Origin of the sequence: Bradyrhizobium sp. SK17, assembly GCF_002831585.1 — a bacterium.
Classification (GTDB): domain Bacteria; phylum Pseudomonadota; class Alphaproteobacteria; order Rhizobiales; family Xanthobacteraceae; genus Bradyrhizobium.
In genome coordinates this window covers 4,375,967-4,391,195 of sequence record NZ_CP025113.1, presented here as the reverse complement: position 1 = coordinate 4,391,195, position 15,229 = coordinate 4,375,967, and the positions used below count along the sequence as shown (strand labels likewise).

Sequence of the window (15,229 nt, the reverse complement as noted above, 5' to 3'; positions counted from 1 at the left end):
TGCGCCCGCTCACATCCAAGCGGACGCGCCCGACGAACTCGGGACGCCTCTCCACTCTGTAAGACAGTTTGAGGCGGCCTAACGCGAAGCGCCTCGATGAAGAAATTTTTCAACTATGCGGAGAACCAGAACCGGCGGTCACGGTGAACTGAAAACCCGGCAGTAATTCAAGAGCCTACAGCGAAGCGCGAAACGATGACTCGAATGCCGTTGCGCTCGTCGCTGGCTGCGGAGTCAGCCGCCAGGGGCTGAGACCTTCGGCCGCGGGATCCGGCGTTCCGGCGGCTTTGCGGCCTTTGCCGCCTTTGCAGCACTGTCAAACAGCCCGAAATCGACCGAGCGTTCGCCCTGGGTCAGGACCAGCCGGCGCGGCTCGACCCGCTCGACCTTCCAGCCGCTGACATCGTCGCCGGTGCGCACGCGGATGACCTTGTCGCCGTTGCCGCCAGCGCGGATCGCGGCGCGCCCATCGCCGTTCTCGCTGACGATGCCGAGCACAACCACGCTCGGCGGCGGAGGTGGCGGCGGCGGTGGTTCCTGCCGCGCCACAGCCGCGACCGGCTTCGGCGGCGGCCGTCGCGTCGGCGAGAACAGCGGGTGCTCCGTGGTCGCATTCAGCTGCTGGAGCGGCTGCAACTGCACCGGATTGTTGGCGACAGCCCCGTTGGTCGATGGCGCGTCTGCCGCGTAGGCGAACGGCGCGCACAGCCAAAGCGCGACGGCCATCGACACTTGCATCTGCATTTGCCGCGCGATCGACATGCGCCTGCCGCTCGTTCTGCCGTTCCCAGTTTTGCTGCTTATGGATCTGCTCATGCGCTTCCCTGCGCAGCCCTCGACAGGCCGTCATCAACGCGTGCCACAATCAAACTGCGTCAGGCCCGTGTGCGTTGCAAGCCCTCGTTCGCGCGCAAGGCAAAAAGCTACGCGCGGCAGCCTGTATGCGTCAAATCGGTGAACACGAATCACAACTGCACATTGTCGTCATGCGCGCGGAGCGGAGACTGTTGTTACGCCGACGTCATTGAAGCCGAACACACTCCACACGGCCCGGTGGACGGCATCTTGCCGTTACCGCGGCTTTCCGCCGACACCCGAGACGGTCGAGAAGAAGCACATCGATATCAAAGGCGTGGCGTCATGCGTTCGAGTTGCATCCCTGCCGGCCTCGCGCCGCTGCTGCTCGGCGCCGTGCTCCTGGCCCTGGCGTGCAGCGTCGGGGTGGGGCAGGCGCTGGCCGCGTGCGAGCTGCATTCGCGCGGTGGCACAATTACGCGTGTGGTCCACATCCAGCTCGACAACGTGCATCTGCGTCGCGACAATCCGAATGTGCCGTCCGATCTCGAGCAGATGCCGCATTTGCGGAGTTTCCTGCAGCGCGACGGGATCATCGCCAGCAACCATCAGACCTCGCCGCTGGCGCAAAGGGCGCCCGACACCCTCACGATCCTGACCGGCTTGTTTGGCGACCGAATGGGCGTGCCGATCGGCGACAGCAGCGCCGCGTTCCGTGGCGACGGCAGCATCGGATTTGCCGGCGCATTGGCCTACTGGACCGCCACAGGCAGCGACGGCAAGCCACTGATGCTCGCCGACACCGGCAAGATGGCCCCGGCGCCGTGGGTGCCGTTCACCCGTGCCGGCTGCGATGTCGGCGCATTCGCAGTCACGGGCCTGACGTTACAGCAACTCGGCCCGGATGTGGCGACCGTGCTCGGAGCATCGGATGCACGCGCGGCGGCCGGCGATCCGAAGCAGGCGCGCGCGGATCTGCTCGGCATCGCCATCCACTGCGCCCGCGGCAGCCTGCTATGCGGCAACGTGCATGCGCGGCCCGATCCGCTGCCTGACGAGCCTGGCGGCTACGCCGGCTTCGCTGCGCTGTTCGGCGACCGTCATGTGCAGCCGGTGATCTCGCCCAACGGGCCGGTAACGGATCTCGGCGGCGACGTCATCGCCGACGACGCTGGCCATTCAGGCTTCCCCGGTCCGTCCGAGACGACCGCCACGCAGTCGCTCGGCTATGCCGCGGCGATGCTGGAGGCCGGCGTGCCCGTGGTCTATGTGGCAATTGGCGACGCGCACAAACCTCCGGCTGCCGCCGCGCGCCGGCGCTCCTACGGCCCCGGCGAGCGCGATCACGTCGCAAGGCTCGCCGACGACGACGCAGCGTTTAAGGCATTCATCGAACGGCTCGCCGTGAGCGGGATCAACACGGGCAACACGCTGTTCATTGTCGTGCCCACGGGCAACGACCGGTTTTTCGGCGGGCCACCGAGCCCGCCCGCATGCGACGGCCGCACGCAGCCGTGCAGCTATCGCTCGATCGGCGCGATCGACGCCGCCCTCGATCGGTTGCTTGCGACCGAGCGCCGCAACGTGACGGCGTTCGACATCCAAAGTAGTAGCGCCCCGCCCTTCTACATCCACGGCAATCCAGCTTCCACCGATCCACTGACGCGCGTGTTTTCGCAAGATGTCGGCAAGCTCAGCGCACTCAATCCGCTGACCGGCAGGACCGACCGGCTGGCGGCGATGCTCGCCGACCGCGCGCAAATGCAGCTCATGCACATGATCACGGCGAGCCCCGCGCGCACGCCAAACCTGATCATGTTTGGCGATCCCGCCTATATCTACCGAGCGTCGGCAAGCCGCGCCGATTGCGCCGCGCCGCCTGCCTGCATCGCGATCGATTCGGATGTGAGTTGGGTAGGCGGCGACATCCAGCAGGTCCTTGCCGGCAGCTGGTTCGGCATGGCGGGTCCGGGCGTCGCTCACCTTGGCGAGACGGCGGCAATCCCCTCGCATCATGCCGACCTGCGCCCCACGATGCTCGCGCTCGTGGGCCTGACCGACCGCTACGTCCACGATGGCGTAGTGCTGGTGGACATGCTCGAGAGCAACGCCCTGCCGACCGAACTCGCGAGTGGCCGCGACGCCTACGCGGGCCTGGCTCGCGCCTACAAGAGCCTCAACGATCCGCTCGGTCAGCTCAGCCGCAACAGCCTCGCGCTGGCAACCGGGGCCATTCAGGCCGGCGACACCAGTTATCAGCGTTATCTCGATGCGATCGGGGCGATCACCGACAGACGCGACGCCTTGGCGCGCGAGATCAACGCACAGCTCGACGGCACAGCGTTCGCGCACCGATCGATCAATGCCGCCTCTGCCCGCGCCCTGGTCGGCCGCGCCGAGGCGCTGATCAACGCGGTCGAGGACCTTGCGGGTAGCAGTCTCGCGCCCGCCGTTCGTCCGTGGAAGGCGGCGAGCGATGCACACTGACACAGAGCCGCCGGCGCCGCGGGCACATCCCCGCGACGCGCGCAGAGGGAGAACATACGTGCAGCTTCCCGAACCATCCCGTCTCCCGCGCGCGGTGTCGCTCACCGTCATGGTTGGCCTGTGGCTCACGATCGGAGGCCTGCTGGGCGGCTGCATGATCGACAAGAGCGTCGATCTGCCGGGCCGTGATCAGGTCACTGATCCGATCCGCGATGCCGATCTGCGCGCGCGCTGGACCGGTCCCCTCGGCGGGACGTCCGGCGCGACGGCTTCGGCGCGTGCGGCACAGCCCATGGTGTTTCCAGGCGCGGATCAGAATCCAACACCGGACCCGACGTCGCGCGAAGTCGGCACGACCGCAGCGACGCGCGTGGCGACTGCGGTGGACAGCGATGTCATGGCCGAAGGCGGCGGCGTCGAGCTGAACTTCGACAACGCCGACATCCCGACGGTGGTGAAGTCCGTGATCGGCGACGGCCTCGGATTCAACTACGTCATCGACCCGCGCGTGCAGGGTGTGATCACGTTGGCTTCTGCGCAAAGGATCCCGCGCAAGGACGTGCTGCCGCTCTTCGAGAGCGTGTTGCGCATGATGAATGCCGCAGTGGTGCGGGAGAACAATCTGATCAAGATCGTGCCGCTGCCGGAAGCCGCCGGTGCCGGCGTCGCCGGCTTCGGCGCCGGACAGCCCGGTTACGGCGTTTCGATCGTGCCCTTGCGCTACGTATCCGCTGCGACAATCGCCAAGACCGCGGAGAACTTCCTGTCGCGGCCCGGTGCCGTACGCGTCGACCAGGCGCGCAATGTGCTGTTGATTCAGGGCACCGCCTCCGAGCGCCAGGCCGCGGTCGGCGTGATCGGCGAGCTCGACGTGGAATGGCTGCGCAACCAATCGGTTGGGCTCTATCCGCTGAAATCGACCGCGCCCGAGACCATGATCCGCGAGCTCGACAAGGTGTTCGATACCGCCGAGGGCGGTCAGGGCCAGGGCGTCATCAAGTTCCAGCCGGTGACGCGCATGAACGCAGTGCTGGTGGTGAGCAAGAACAGCAAGATACTGGAACGCGCCACCCAATGGGTGCGGCGGCTCGACCGCTCCGACCCGACCGGCACCACAGTCCGCGTCTACAGCCTGCGCTTCGGCAACGCCCGCAACATTGCCCGTATCCTCAACGAGATGTTCGTCGGCCGCTCTTCCTCGCAAGCGGGCGGCGACAACCAGACCAGCGCCACCGCGCCCGGACAGAACGGAACGACGTCGCGGCTCGATTCGCTCGGCAGCGGCACGTTCAGCAGCAACAACAATAACAACACTCAAGGCACCAGCACCACCACGACGGGTGGCAGTACCGACAGCTCAGGCAATGCGAACAAGACCCAGGTCGGATTTGGCGACCGCAAGGACGATGACCAGGACACGACGGGACCCGGTCAAGCCAATCTGGGCAGCCTTCCGCGCGGCATCTTCCAGAATGTCCGCATCACCGCGGACAAATCGACCAACGCGATCATGGTCTACTCCAACCAGGAGGATTACGTCGTGATCGAGCGCGCGCTGGAGCAGCTCGACCGGCCGCGGCTACAAGTCGCCGTCGACGCCATGGTCGCCGAGGTCACGCTGACGAACGCTCTGCAATATGGCGTGCAGGCCTACCTGACCAGCGCCAACGCCGGCGCCGGACAGGACAAGGGATCCGTTGGCCTGTTTGCCGCTGCACAGTCCGCGACGCAAACCGCCCTGCTCTCGCGCGTGCTGCCCGGGTTCAATGCCGTGCTTGGCGCCGAGGCAAATCCCAAGCTGGTCCTGAACGCGCTCTCTACCTTGACGACCGTCAAGGTACTCTCGGCGCCCTCGCTGGTGGTCGCCGACAACGAGCCCGCGATCCTCGAGGTCGGCGATCAGGTACCGATCTCGACTGGCAGCACCGTCACCGGGCTCAACGTGGTGAGCAGCATCAGCCGGCAGAACACCGGCATCATCCTGAAGGTCCTGCCGCACGTGCATCCGAACGGCTCGATCGAGCTCGAGATCGAGCAGGAAGTCTCCAACGTCGTCAATCCCGCCGGCGCGAGTGCCCAGAACCTGACGCCCACCATCTCGCAGCGGCGCATCCACTCGACGATTGCCACCAGCAGCGGCCAGACCGCGTTGCTCGGCGGCCTGATCAAGGAGGACGACGAGCGCACGGTGGCGGGACTGCCGGGCCTCAACGAGATCAAATATCTGGGCGACCTGCTAAGCCAGAAGAACGACAGCAAGACCCGCTCGGAGATCATCGTCTTCGTCACCACCAAGATCGTGCGCAATCCGCACGACGCCCAGGTCGTTGCGGAGGAATTCCGCGAGCGCCTCGACAGCATGCGGCGCGCCCCCTCCGGCTTCGGCACGGTGCCCGCGGCACCGGCGCCGGTCGCACGCAAGTGAGGTGAAGATTGAAATCGCCGGTCGCGATGCTGTCATCCATGCTGACGCTGCTCGGAGCGGCGCTCGTCGGCACGGCCGCGGCGGCCGCCGAGCTGAGCATCGTGACCCTGAAGGACGACGTCACCATTCTTACGCTCGGCGGCGACGTCGCTGCGGGCGATACGGAGGCCGCCGAAGCGCTGATCAAGACCGCCAACGACGGCGACCGGCTGATCTCGGCAGTGCGGCTCGACTCGCCGGGCGGCAGCCTCGCCGAGGCAGTCAAGCTGGCCGGCCTGATCCGCAGGGCGAAGCTGCCGACCATGGTCGCGGCCGGATCGCGCTGTGCCTCCGCCTGCTTCATCGTGTTTGCCGCGGGAAACGAGAAATTCGCCAGCTACGACGCCGCGATCGGCGTCCACGGCGTATCGGACAAGTTCGGTCATGAAACCGCGCAGACCGAAGAGGCGACCATCGCGATGGCTCGTTTCGCGAGCGGTTTCGGCGTGCCGCCACGCATCATCGGCCAGATGGTGACGACACATGCTCACGAGATCGCATGGCTGACGCCCGACGATCTGCGCGCCATGGGCACGATCATGACCGATCGGCCCGCCCATCGCCCGCCTGCGACATCGCCCGACGAGCGATGGCTCTCCGGGCTCGAGGTTCGGCCGGACGACCGGGCAACGACCCGGCAGTCCCGGGAACGAAACGCTCAGCCCCGAGCGCGATGAAGCGAGATTGACGCATCATCATGAGGGTTTTCGGTAAGTCACTTCCCGCTTTGTCGATCGGGCCCTAGGTCAACATCGAGATGATCGATTGCAGCTGATTGGATGCCGAGGTCACCAGTCCGTCGAACGACGTCTGGCCATGCGCCGCGGCGTGCAGGATGTATTCGGCAACCGCCGCCTTGAGACCGAACACCGATTGATCGGCCGGGACGCTTGCCATGACCGCTTCCAACGCATCGCGCATCGTCTGGATCAGTTCGGAGCTATACTTCATGGCTGCCCTCCGCACCATCAGAATAGGCCGGGTGCGCGAACTGGCCACTCACAAGCCCGCGATTCCAGATTGCCATTTCTTAATCGATTCACGCGCAAGTGACCCAGCCAGACATCAGATCGTAATGCGATTCCATGGATCGCATCATGACCTAGAGATCCTTCTCGGCAAGCTTGCGGAAATCGTCGGGCACCGAGCGTGCGGCTTCCAGCGTCGCCGAGCCATATCCGATCGCGTCCCAGCCGAAGCGATCGCGGATCTTGTCGATCGCGCAATCGGCCGCCCAGCGGGCGATCCCCGGCGGGCTTCCGGGGCGGAGCGCTTCATCCGCGAGTCCGAGCGGCAACTCCAGCGCAAGGTCCCAGTGCTCCTCGAGATGCGACACCGAGATGGCGAGCAGCGAGATGATCTTCTCACCCGGATGGTCCGCGAGCGCAGCACGCACCAGATTCTCGGCGAGCCGGGCGATGATCACCGTCGCGAACACCGGGGCATCGAGCGTCATCGAGCGTGTCACCGACTTCAGGTCTGCGAAGCGAACGCGGACCGTCACGGTACGTCCCGGTCGGGATTTCGCGCGCAGCCGCGTGGCGACGCGGTCGGCGAGATGAAGCAGCGTCGGCCGAATGATCCGTTCGGTCGCGGGCTTGCGGCCGAGCGCCGATTGCGCACCGGCTGATCGCGCCCGCCGATGCGGCTTGAGTTGTCGCGGATCACGGTTCCAGGCCAGCGCCGCGAGTTTCTCGCCCGCCGCCGGGCCGAGCAGCCGCGTCAACGACCGCTCGGACAATCTTGCGAGCTGACCGATCGTCGAGACCCCGATCGCGTCCAGCCGCGTCCTGGTCACCGGTCCCACGCCCCACATCAGCTCGACCGGCAGATCGTGGAGGAATCTCAGCTCGGCGTCGGGATCAACCACGACCAACCCGTCGGGCTTGGCGACCTGCGACGCGATCTTTGCCAGATGCTTGGTGCGTGCGACGCCCACCGAGATCGGAAGACCGAGTTCGTTGCGCACCCGGCGCCGGATCTTCGCGGCGATGTCGGCGGGCGATCCGAACAGATGGGTACAGCCGGCCACGTCCGCGAACGCCTCGTCTATCGAGATGCGCTCGACCAGCGGCGTAAAATCGCCGACCACCGCAATCGCCGCATCGCCGAGTCGCTGGTAGTCGCTGAAATGGCCGCCGACAAAAATCAGTTGCGGACACAGCTCGCGCGCCTGCCGTCCCGACATGCCGCCGTGAACGCCGAACGCCTTGGCTTCGTAGGATGCCGCAAGCACCACCCCGCCACCGACGGCGATCGGCTTGCCCCGCAGCGACGGCTCGAGCAGCTGCTCGACCGATGCATAGAAGGCATCCAGGTCGGCGTGGAGGATGGTGGCTGCGTCTGCCATCGCGATCCGTTCATCCCCGACGTGGTCAACGCCTTCGTCCTCAATCAGAACAAAATAGGAACACAACAATCGCCGGTCAACCCGAAATTTGCCGTGGGGCTCCGAATGGTGTCCCCGTTAACCACCACGGCGGCCCGGGTGTTTTGATAGGCAGGCGTCTTCGGGTAGATATCTGGAATGACCGATCACGCCCACCAGGTGGACTTCCAGGCCTCGGCCTCGCTTTACAAATGGCCTTCGCTCAACAACGCGAGGCGCGAGGACCGCATCCCCTACATGGTTGTCAGCACAACGCTCGACCAATGCATCCGGGATTTGATGGCGAAGCCTGAGAAGACGCGACACCTCTACGAGATCCGCACCACGGCGCAACCGCCCCTCGTCCCCGACGTGCTGTCGCCCGAGCACGTGATCGAGCTCGCCAGGCTTCGCGAATATCTCTGAGACGTGCTGCTAGACCGCGCGGTTCTGCGTCGGGGAGCGGCCGCCGCCGTCGGCGACCAGCACCGCGCCCGTCACGAACGACGCCTCGTCGGAAGCCAGGAACAAGCAACACGCCGCGATCTCGGCGGGCTCCGCCATCCGGCCCAGCGCGATGCGCCGTTCGACGCTGCGAAACTCGACGTCCGGCGTGGTGCCATTCTGGTCCGCGAGCAATTGCATCTCATAGGCGCTCATCGGCGTCCGCACCCAGCCCGGAGCCACGGCATTGGCGCGGATGCCGTCGGCGCCGTGCGCGTAGGCCAGCGAGCGCGTATAGGCGACCACCGCCGCCTTGCTGGCGGCGTAGCTTGCGCTGTCCGGGCTGGCATTGAACGCGGCCACCGAGGCGACGTTGACGATCGCGCCGCCGCGCTGCTTGAGCAGCGGCAGCGATGCGCGGCAGACCCGCATCGTGCCGGTGAGGTTGACATCAAGTGTCCTGGCCCAGACCTCGTCGGAGACGCTTGCGGGCTGGTCCGGCACGATCAGGCCGGCAGCGTTGACGACGATGTCGAGCCACGCGCCGCAGGCGGCGACCGCCTTGGCAACATCGTCCGCGCGCGTAACGTCGCCACGCACCGCCTGCCCGCCGCACGCGGCCGCCGCGGCGTCGAGCTCTGCGTCACCGAGGCCAAAGAGCACGACGCGCGCGCCGCTCAACGCCAGCAATGCCGCCGTGGCCCGCCCGATCCCGGTGGCTGCGCCTGTCACCAGCGCCGTCTTTCCGTCCAGCCGCGGCATCAGATCACGATCCTGAGCAGCGGCAACCGGTCATCACAAGCGATCGTGCTCATCTACAGTCCCCACTGCCGTTCGACGGCAAACCCGGTCTCCGGCAGCGTCGAGCCGCCGTCGACGACGATGGTTTGCCCGGTGACGTATCTGGCCTCAACGGAGGCGAGATAGAGCATCGCGCAGGCGATGTCGTCGGCGCTGCCCATCCGCCCCATCGGAATGAAGCGTTCGAGCTTCGCCTTGTTCTCCGGCGCGCTCATGGTGCCGCGGCCGGGCTTCTCGATGAAGCCGGCCTCGACGCCGTTGACCGTGATGCCGTCGCGCGCCAGCTCGAACGCGGCGCCGCGGATGAATGCGTTGATGCCGGCCTTCGCCGCCGAGTAATGCGCGCCACCGCCCATCGCGACGCGCGCGGACACCGAGGAAGTCACGAGAACGCGTCCAAAACCATTGGCGCGCATATGCGGAATGGCCGCCTGCACGAGCCAGATTCCGGCGGTCAGATTCAGCGTCAGCGTCTCGTCGAGCTTCGCCTCGTCGAGCTCGTCGAGCGACGCCCATGGACAGCCGCCGGCATTGTGCACGACGATATCGAGCCGACCGTGTTGGGCAGCGACGCCGTCGATCATCGCCCGCAAGCCCTCCCGATCGAGCCTGTCGAACGGAACGCAATGCGCAGCAAGCCCATCCGCCACCAACTCGCGCGCCAGCGCCTCGGCCACGTCAGGCGTCCGGTTGGCGACCGCCACGGTGGCGCCGGCTTGCGCGAGCCGCGTCACGATGGCGGCGCCGATCCCCTGCCACCGCCGGTAACGATGGCGACGCGACCTGCAAGATTGAACGGCGGCGCTCGCATCAGATTGCTCCCGCGCCTCGCACCAGGTCGATGAATCGCCCGAACACCGCGGTGTGCTGGTCGACGTCCCGCGCCGACGTCGCCGGACACATCAGCAGCATGGTGTGGAACGGCGTCACCAGAATGCCCTCGTTCATGTAGAACGCATGCAGCAGGGTCTCGAGATCGGGCTGCCGGCCGGCGATGACGTCGGCGCCGCTGCGCGGCGGATGCGGCATGAACATGATCTCGGCGCGCGCGCCGATCTGCGTGACGTGCCATGGCAGACCGGCGGTCTCGATCAGGTGGCGCGCTTCCTGCGCGAGCCAGGTCGCGGCCCCGATCATCCGCTCGTAATTCGCCGAGGTCAGTACCTTCTCCAGCACCGCGCGCATGGTCGCGACCGTCAATGCGTTGCCGGCGAGCGTGCCGCCGAATCCGAGATGTGCGGACTGCCGCTCGCGCGGATTGACGTAGGGGACCTGTTTCCAGAGTCGCTCGGCGATCTCCTGGCTCAGACCGAATATGCCGGCGGGAATGCCACCCGCGATAGCCTTGCCGGCAACAAAAATGTCGGGCTCGATCCCATGGCTTGCGGTGTAGCCGCCCGGTCCGCAGGACAGCGTATGGGTCTCGTCGATGATCAGGATAGTGCCGGCGCGGCGCGTCAGCTCGCGCAAGGTCTCGTGAAACCCTTCAGCGACCGGGATCATGCCAAAATTGGTCATCAGCGGCTCGGTCAGCACGCAGGCGACATCGCCCTGCGCCAGCGCTGCTTCCAGTGCCGCGACATCGTTGAACTCGACCACCCGGCTGACGGCATCATGATCGATGCCGTTGGGATGGATCGTGTTGCGCAGGCCGACCCTGCCGTCGCGGATCTCGACATGCGCCTCCTCGACGCCGCCATGATAGCAGCCGGAGAACACCAGTACCTTGCGGCGGTCGGTGATCATGCGCGAGATGCGGATCGCGGCGCGGTTGGCGTCGGTCGCCGACGTCGTCAGGGTCCAGTATTTCGGACCGAAGCGGCGCGACAGCTCGGCGCCGACCCAGAGACTGTCCTCGGTCGGCAGCATCATGGTCGTGCCACGCCTGAGCTGATCGAGCGCTGCCTCCGTCACCGCCTCGGGCGCGTGCCCACACATGCCGCCGGTGTCGCCGAGGCAAAAATCGATATAGTCGCGCCCGTCGATGTCCCTGATATGCGCCCCTTGCGCTTCCTCGGCATAAATCGGGAAGCCGCCCGCCCAGCGCCGCATCCAGTGCGATGGGCCGCCATAGAGGAAATGCTGCCGGCCTTCCTGCCATGCCGCGGCCGATCGCGGATGCAGCGCGCGAAAGCGTTCCTGCTCGGCATCGAGCAAACGGTTCAGAACGCCGGCGCGTTCAGTGGTTGCAGATGTCATAGCGCGATCCAGGCGGTCTTGAGGTCGGTATAGGCGTCGAGGGCGTGGAGCGACTTGTCGCGTCCGAAGCCAGATTGCTTGAAACCGCCGAGCGGCACCGTGATGTCGGCGCCGCCATAGGCGTTGACGTGAACGACGCCGGCCCTCACCGCGCGCACCATGCGATGCGCCGTCGACAGCGCGCCGGTCCACACCGCCGACGCAAGCCCATAGGGCGTCGCATTGGCCAGTGCGACGGCCTCTTCCTCGCTCTCGAACCGTGTGACCGACAGCACCGGCCCGAACACTTCATCGCGCCACACCTCCATCGCCGGCGTCACCTCGGCGAGGATCGCGGGCGCCATGAAGTTTCCGCCGCTGTCGACGCGGATCTGCTCGCCGCCGATCAGCCGCTTCGCACCCTGCGCTTCTGCGCGGGCGACGGCGTCGCGGTTCTTGCGCAGCTGCATCTTGCTGGCGACGGCGCCGATATCGGACGTCAGATCGAGCGGATCTCCGACGCGGAGCCCGGCGGTGGCGTCGAGCAGCTCGGCCATGAAGCGGTCATAGATCGCCGACTGCACCAGCAGCCGCGAGCCGGCGACGCAGACCTGGCCCGAGTTGCGGAAGATGCCGTTGGCCGAGACCTTGGCCGCCTGCTTGATATCAGGCACGTCGGCGAACACGATGTTGGGCGACTTGCCGCCGAGCTCGAGATGGACGCGCTTCAGGTTCGAGCGCGCCGAACATTCCAGCAGCCGGCGGCCGACCGCGCCCGAGCCGGTGAAGGCCAGCACATCGACATCCATGTGCAGCGCCAGCGCTTCGCCGGCCGATGCGCCACGACCGGTGACGACGTTGAACACGCCGTCCGGCAACCCTGCCTCCGCCGCCAGCTCGGCAAGCCGCAGCAGCGTCAGCGAGGCAAGCTCCGGCGGCTTGACCACGACCGAATTTCCGGCGGCGAGCGCGGGGCCGATCTTCCACGCTCCGATCATCAGCGGGAAGTTCCACGGCACGATCACGCCGACCACACCGAGCGGTTCGCGATGCACCAGGCCGAGCACGTCCCCCGCGGTCGGCGCGATCTCGCCAAAGACCTTGTCGATTGCCTCGGCGTAGTAACGAATGGTTCCTGCCGCCGACAACGGTTCGGCCTTGTAGGCCATGCCGATCTCGGTGCCATTGTCGCGCACGCCAAGCACTGCGATCTCGAGCGCGTGCTGCTCGATCAGATCGGCGAACCGCAGCAGGACTTTCTTGCGCTGCGCCGGCGGGGCACGCGACCAGCCGCCCTGCTCGAACGCATCCCGGGCACGCTTCACCGCGCGGTCGATATCGGCGGCATTGCCGTCGGCGATCGTGGTCAGCAGCCGGCCGTCAATCGGCGACACCACGTCGATCCGCGCCTCGCCGAGCGCCGGCACCACTCGGCCGCCGACAAAGAGTTGCTGGGCCGGAATGGCGGCCGACCGCAATCGATCGATCTGGGCTTGCTGCATGCGACTCGTTGTGTGCTGGCGGAGCAGCCCCTCGGCGGGCGTGCTTACATGGTGCAATCCTCGCCAAATCAAGGCTTTGCCAGCAATCAACCGATAGGTGGATGTCACCACCGGGCCCATCCCCATAGCGTGATCCCACGATGGCCGAGCGCTCCGTCTGCGCTGTGCAAACCGGTTGTCACCATCCCTTACGCCCGCCGGCGAGCCGAAGGTCATGCCCGAGATGACGCAACCCCGCATTCTCCTGATCGGAACCGGCGACACCAAGGCCGACGAGTTGCTGTTCATGAGCGAGTGCATCGCCCGTGCCGGCGGCAACACCATCATGATGGACATCAGCGTGCTCGGCGACCCGCCTTACCAGCCCGAGCACGACAAGCGCGCGGTCGCGGCCGCCGCCGAGACCACGATCGAGGCGATCGCATCGAGCGGCGACGAGAACTCCGCGATGTCCTTGATGGCGATCGGCGCCGCAAATCTCGCGCGCGAACTCGCGGCACAAGATGCCATCGACGGCGTGATCGCGATCGGCGGCACGATGGGCACCGACCTCGCGCTCGATGTCGCGCAGGCGCTACCGCTCGGCCTGCCGAAGCTGATCGTCTCGACGGTTGCATTCTCGCATCTGATCCCGCCCGAGCGCGTCGCCGCCGATCTGATGATGATCCTGTGGGCCGGCGGCCTCTATGGCCTCAACGGTACCTGCACCGCGGTGCTGTCGCAAGCCTGCGGCGCGATCGTCGGCGCGGCAAGGAGCGCGATCAAGCCGCGCAAGGACCGCCCGGTGGTTGCGATCACCTCGCTCGGCAAGAGCTGCCTGCGCTACATGGTCGAGCTCAAACCGCAGCTCGAGCGGCGCGGTTACGAAGTGGTCGTCTTCCACACCACCGGCATGGGCGGCCGCGCGATGGAATCGATCGCAGCTCAGCGCGGTTTCGCCGCGGTGCTGGATCTCAGTCTCCAGGAAGTCGCCAATCAGCTCACCGGCTCGGTGGTCAATTCCGGCGCTGATCGGTTGGAGAATGCCGGCCGGGCCGGCATTCCGCAGATCGTCGCCCCCGGCGCGGTCGACATGGTGGACTTCCCGGCATGGCTCGGGGTCCCGAAGGAGCTGTCGGATCGTCCGTTCCACGCGCATAACCGGCTGCTCGCCTCGGCGACGTCGGGGGCAGCCGATCGCCGTCGGATCGCGGGCGCGATTGCCGAAAAATTATCGCGCGCCAGCGCACCGGTCGCCTTCGTGCTGCCGGCCGGCGGCATCCAGCAATGGGACCGCGACGGCGAGGCGCTGCACGATCCCGACGCCCTCGCCGCCTTTGTCGACGCCATGCGGTCGGCGATCCGGGCGCCGGTCGAGTTGCACGAGATCAAGGACCACATCAACAGTACGGCATTCAACGAGACGGTGCTCGCGATCTTCGACCGATGGGTCGCGGCCGGCATCGTCCCGGCCGGCCGCGCTACGGTGGCCGCATGACGCGGCCGCTTGCCCAGGCCCTGGTGCTCGATTTCGGCGGCGTCATCTCGAAGACCCTGTTCGAGACCCATGACCTGACCGAGCATGCGCTCGGGCTCGCGCCGTGCACGCTGAAATGGCTCGGCCCATTCGCGCCCGACAGCGATCCGCTGTGGACGTCCATGCAGCGCGGCGAGATTTCGGAGCGCGACTATTGGCTGACCCGCAGCCGCGAGGTCGGGCGGATGGTCGGCGAAGACTGGCGCGACATGGAAACCTTCGTGAAGCGTGCGCGCGGCGCCGATCCCGAAACCGTGATCCGTCCCGAGGCGGCACGCGCGATCAATCTCGCCGCCGACGCCGGGTTCCGGCTCGCCATCCTGTCGAACGAGCTCGACCTGTTCTACGGTGCCGATTTCCGGTCCCGGCTTCCGATCCTCAAGCGCTTCGATACCATCGTCGACGCGACCCATACCGGGATTCTGAAACCCGACCCCCGTGCCTATCAAAGCGTGCTGGACGAACTGGCGCTGGAGGCGGACAATTGCGTGTTCGTCGACGACCAGCGCCGCAACATCACCGGCGCCGTTGCGTGCAACATGCGCACGGTGCTGTTTGACGTACGCAGCCCGGCCGCGTCCTACAGCGAGGCGCTGCGGCATTTCGGGCTGCAATTCGAGTAAGGCGTTTTTCGAGCGAATGGGTGAGAATCTGGAGCCCCGTTTCGATTCCGT

At 66.6% G+C, this 15,229-nt stretch carries 13 protein-coding genes; 6 read left to right on the top strand and 7 right to left on the bottom strand.

Features of this window, described 5'->3' with window-relative positions; translation table 11 throughout:
- Window positions 1-234 precede the first annotated feature (234 nt).
- Complete coding sequence (locus tag CWS35_RS20040) at window positions 235-726, bottom strand: hypothetical protein (RefSeq protein ID WP_157817192.1); 492 nt, start codon at window positions 724-726, stop codon at window positions 235-237.
- 339 nt (window positions 727-1,065) lie between these two features.
- Between CWS35_RS20040 and CWS35_RS20035 the strand changes: the two genes are divergently transcribed.
- Genes CWS35_RS20035 through CWS35_RS20025 form a run of 3 tightly spaced genes read left to right on the top strand, consistent with a single transcriptional unit; the run spans window position 1,066 to window position 6,423 of the window.
- Window positions 1,066-3,282 (top strand): hypothetical protein, encoded by a 2,217-nt coding sequence (locus tag CWS35_RS20035; RefSeq protein WP_157817191.1) that lies wholly within the window; start codon window positions 1,066-1,068, stop codon window positions 3,280-3,282.
- A 58-nt stretch (window positions 3,283-3,340) separates the two neighbouring features.
- The gene (gene gspD, locus CWS35_RS20030) at window positions 3,341-5,707 is read left to right on the top strand and encodes a type II secretion system secretin GspD (protein ID WP_245438590.1); all 2,367 of its coding nucleotides are present in this window, start codon (window positions 3,341-3,343) and stop codon (window positions 5,705-5,707) included.
- A gap of 8 nt (window positions 5,708-5,715) precedes the next feature.
- A complete protein-coding gene (locus CWS35_RS20025) occupies window positions 5,716-6,423 on the top strand; it encodes a hypothetical protein (RefSeq protein ID WP_157817190.1) in 708 nt (235 codons plus the stop codon).
- Between the two features lie 64 nt (window positions 6,424-6,487).
- On the opposite strand, the gene CWS35_RS20020 is transcribed toward CWS35_RS20025, so the two are convergent.
- Together CWS35_RS20020 and dinB are read right to left on the bottom strand one after the other, a co-directional pair.
- Window positions 6,488-6,697, bottom strand: coding sequence for a hypothetical protein (locus CWS35_RS20020; protein ID WP_024579789.1), 210 nt, complete (start codon window positions 6,695-6,697; stop codon window positions 6,488-6,490).
- A 151-nt stretch (window positions 6,698-6,848) separates the two neighbouring features.
- Window positions 6,849-8,096, bottom strand: a complete 1,248-nt coding sequence (dinB, locus tag CWS35_RS20015; RefSeq protein ID WP_100956527.1) for a DNA polymerase IV — start codon at window positions 8,094-8,096, stop codon at window positions 6,849-6,851.
- A 177-nt stretch (window positions 8,097-8,273) separates the two neighbouring features.
- Here dinB and CWS35_RS20010 point away from each other — a divergent pair, with 177 nt between their 5' ends.
- Entirely contained in the window at window positions 8,274-8,540 is a 267-nt protein-coding gene (locus CWS35_RS20010; protein ID WP_024579787.1) for a hypothetical protein, read from the top strand.
- Between the two features lie 9 nt (window positions 8,541-8,549).
- Here the strand turns inward: CWS35_RS20010 and CWS35_RS20005 are convergent, their stop codons facing one another.
- The 4 genes from CWS35_RS20005 to CWS35_RS19990 form a co-directional block, all read right to left on the bottom strand.
- Window positions 8,550-9,320 carry an SDR family NAD(P)-dependent oxidoreductase gene (locus CWS35_RS20005; protein ID WP_100953332.1) on the bottom strand — a complete coding sequence of 257 codons (771 nt, stop codon included), beginning with the start codon at window positions 9,318-9,320 and terminating at the stop codon, window positions 8,550-8,552.
- Window positions 9,321-9,373: 53 nt separating this feature from the next.
- Window positions 9,374-10,093, bottom strand: a complete 720-nt coding sequence (locus CWS35_RS20000; protein ID WP_245438588.1) for an SDR family oxidoreductase — start codon at window positions 10,091-10,093, stop codon at window positions 9,374-9,376.
- Between the two features lie 76 nt (window positions 10,094-10,169).
- The gene (locus CWS35_RS19995) at window positions 10,170-11,558 is read right to left on the bottom strand and encodes a transaminase (RefSeq protein ID WP_100953330.1); all 1,389 of its coding nucleotides are present in this window, start codon (window positions 11,556-11,558) and stop codon (window positions 10,170-10,172) included.
- Window positions 11,555-13,039 carry an aldehyde dehydrogenase gene (locus CWS35_RS19990; protein WP_100953327.1) on the bottom strand — a complete coding sequence of 495 codons (1,485 nt, stop codon included), beginning with the start codon at window positions 13,037-13,039 and terminating at the stop codon, window positions 11,555-11,557. Before CWS35_RS19990 ends, CWS35_RS19995 begins: the two co-directional genes overlap by 4 nt.
- Before the next feature lie 214 nt (window positions 13,040-13,253).
- Here CWS35_RS19990 and CWS35_RS19985 point away from each other — a divergent pair, with 214 nt between their 5' ends.
- On the top strand, window positions 13,254-14,516 hold the full coding sequence (locus tag CWS35_RS19985) for a Tm-1-like ATP-binding domain-containing protein (RefSeq protein WP_100953325.1): 1,263 nt from the start codon (window positions 13,254-13,256) through the stop codon (window positions 14,514-14,516).
- Window positions 14,513-15,178, top strand: coding sequence for an HAD family hydrolase (locus CWS35_RS19980; protein WP_100956525.1), 666 nt, complete (start codon window positions 14,513-14,515; stop codon window positions 15,176-15,178). Before CWS35_RS19985 ends, CWS35_RS19980 begins: the two co-directional genes overlap by 4 nt.
- Window positions 15,179-15,229: the final 51 nt, after the last annotated feature.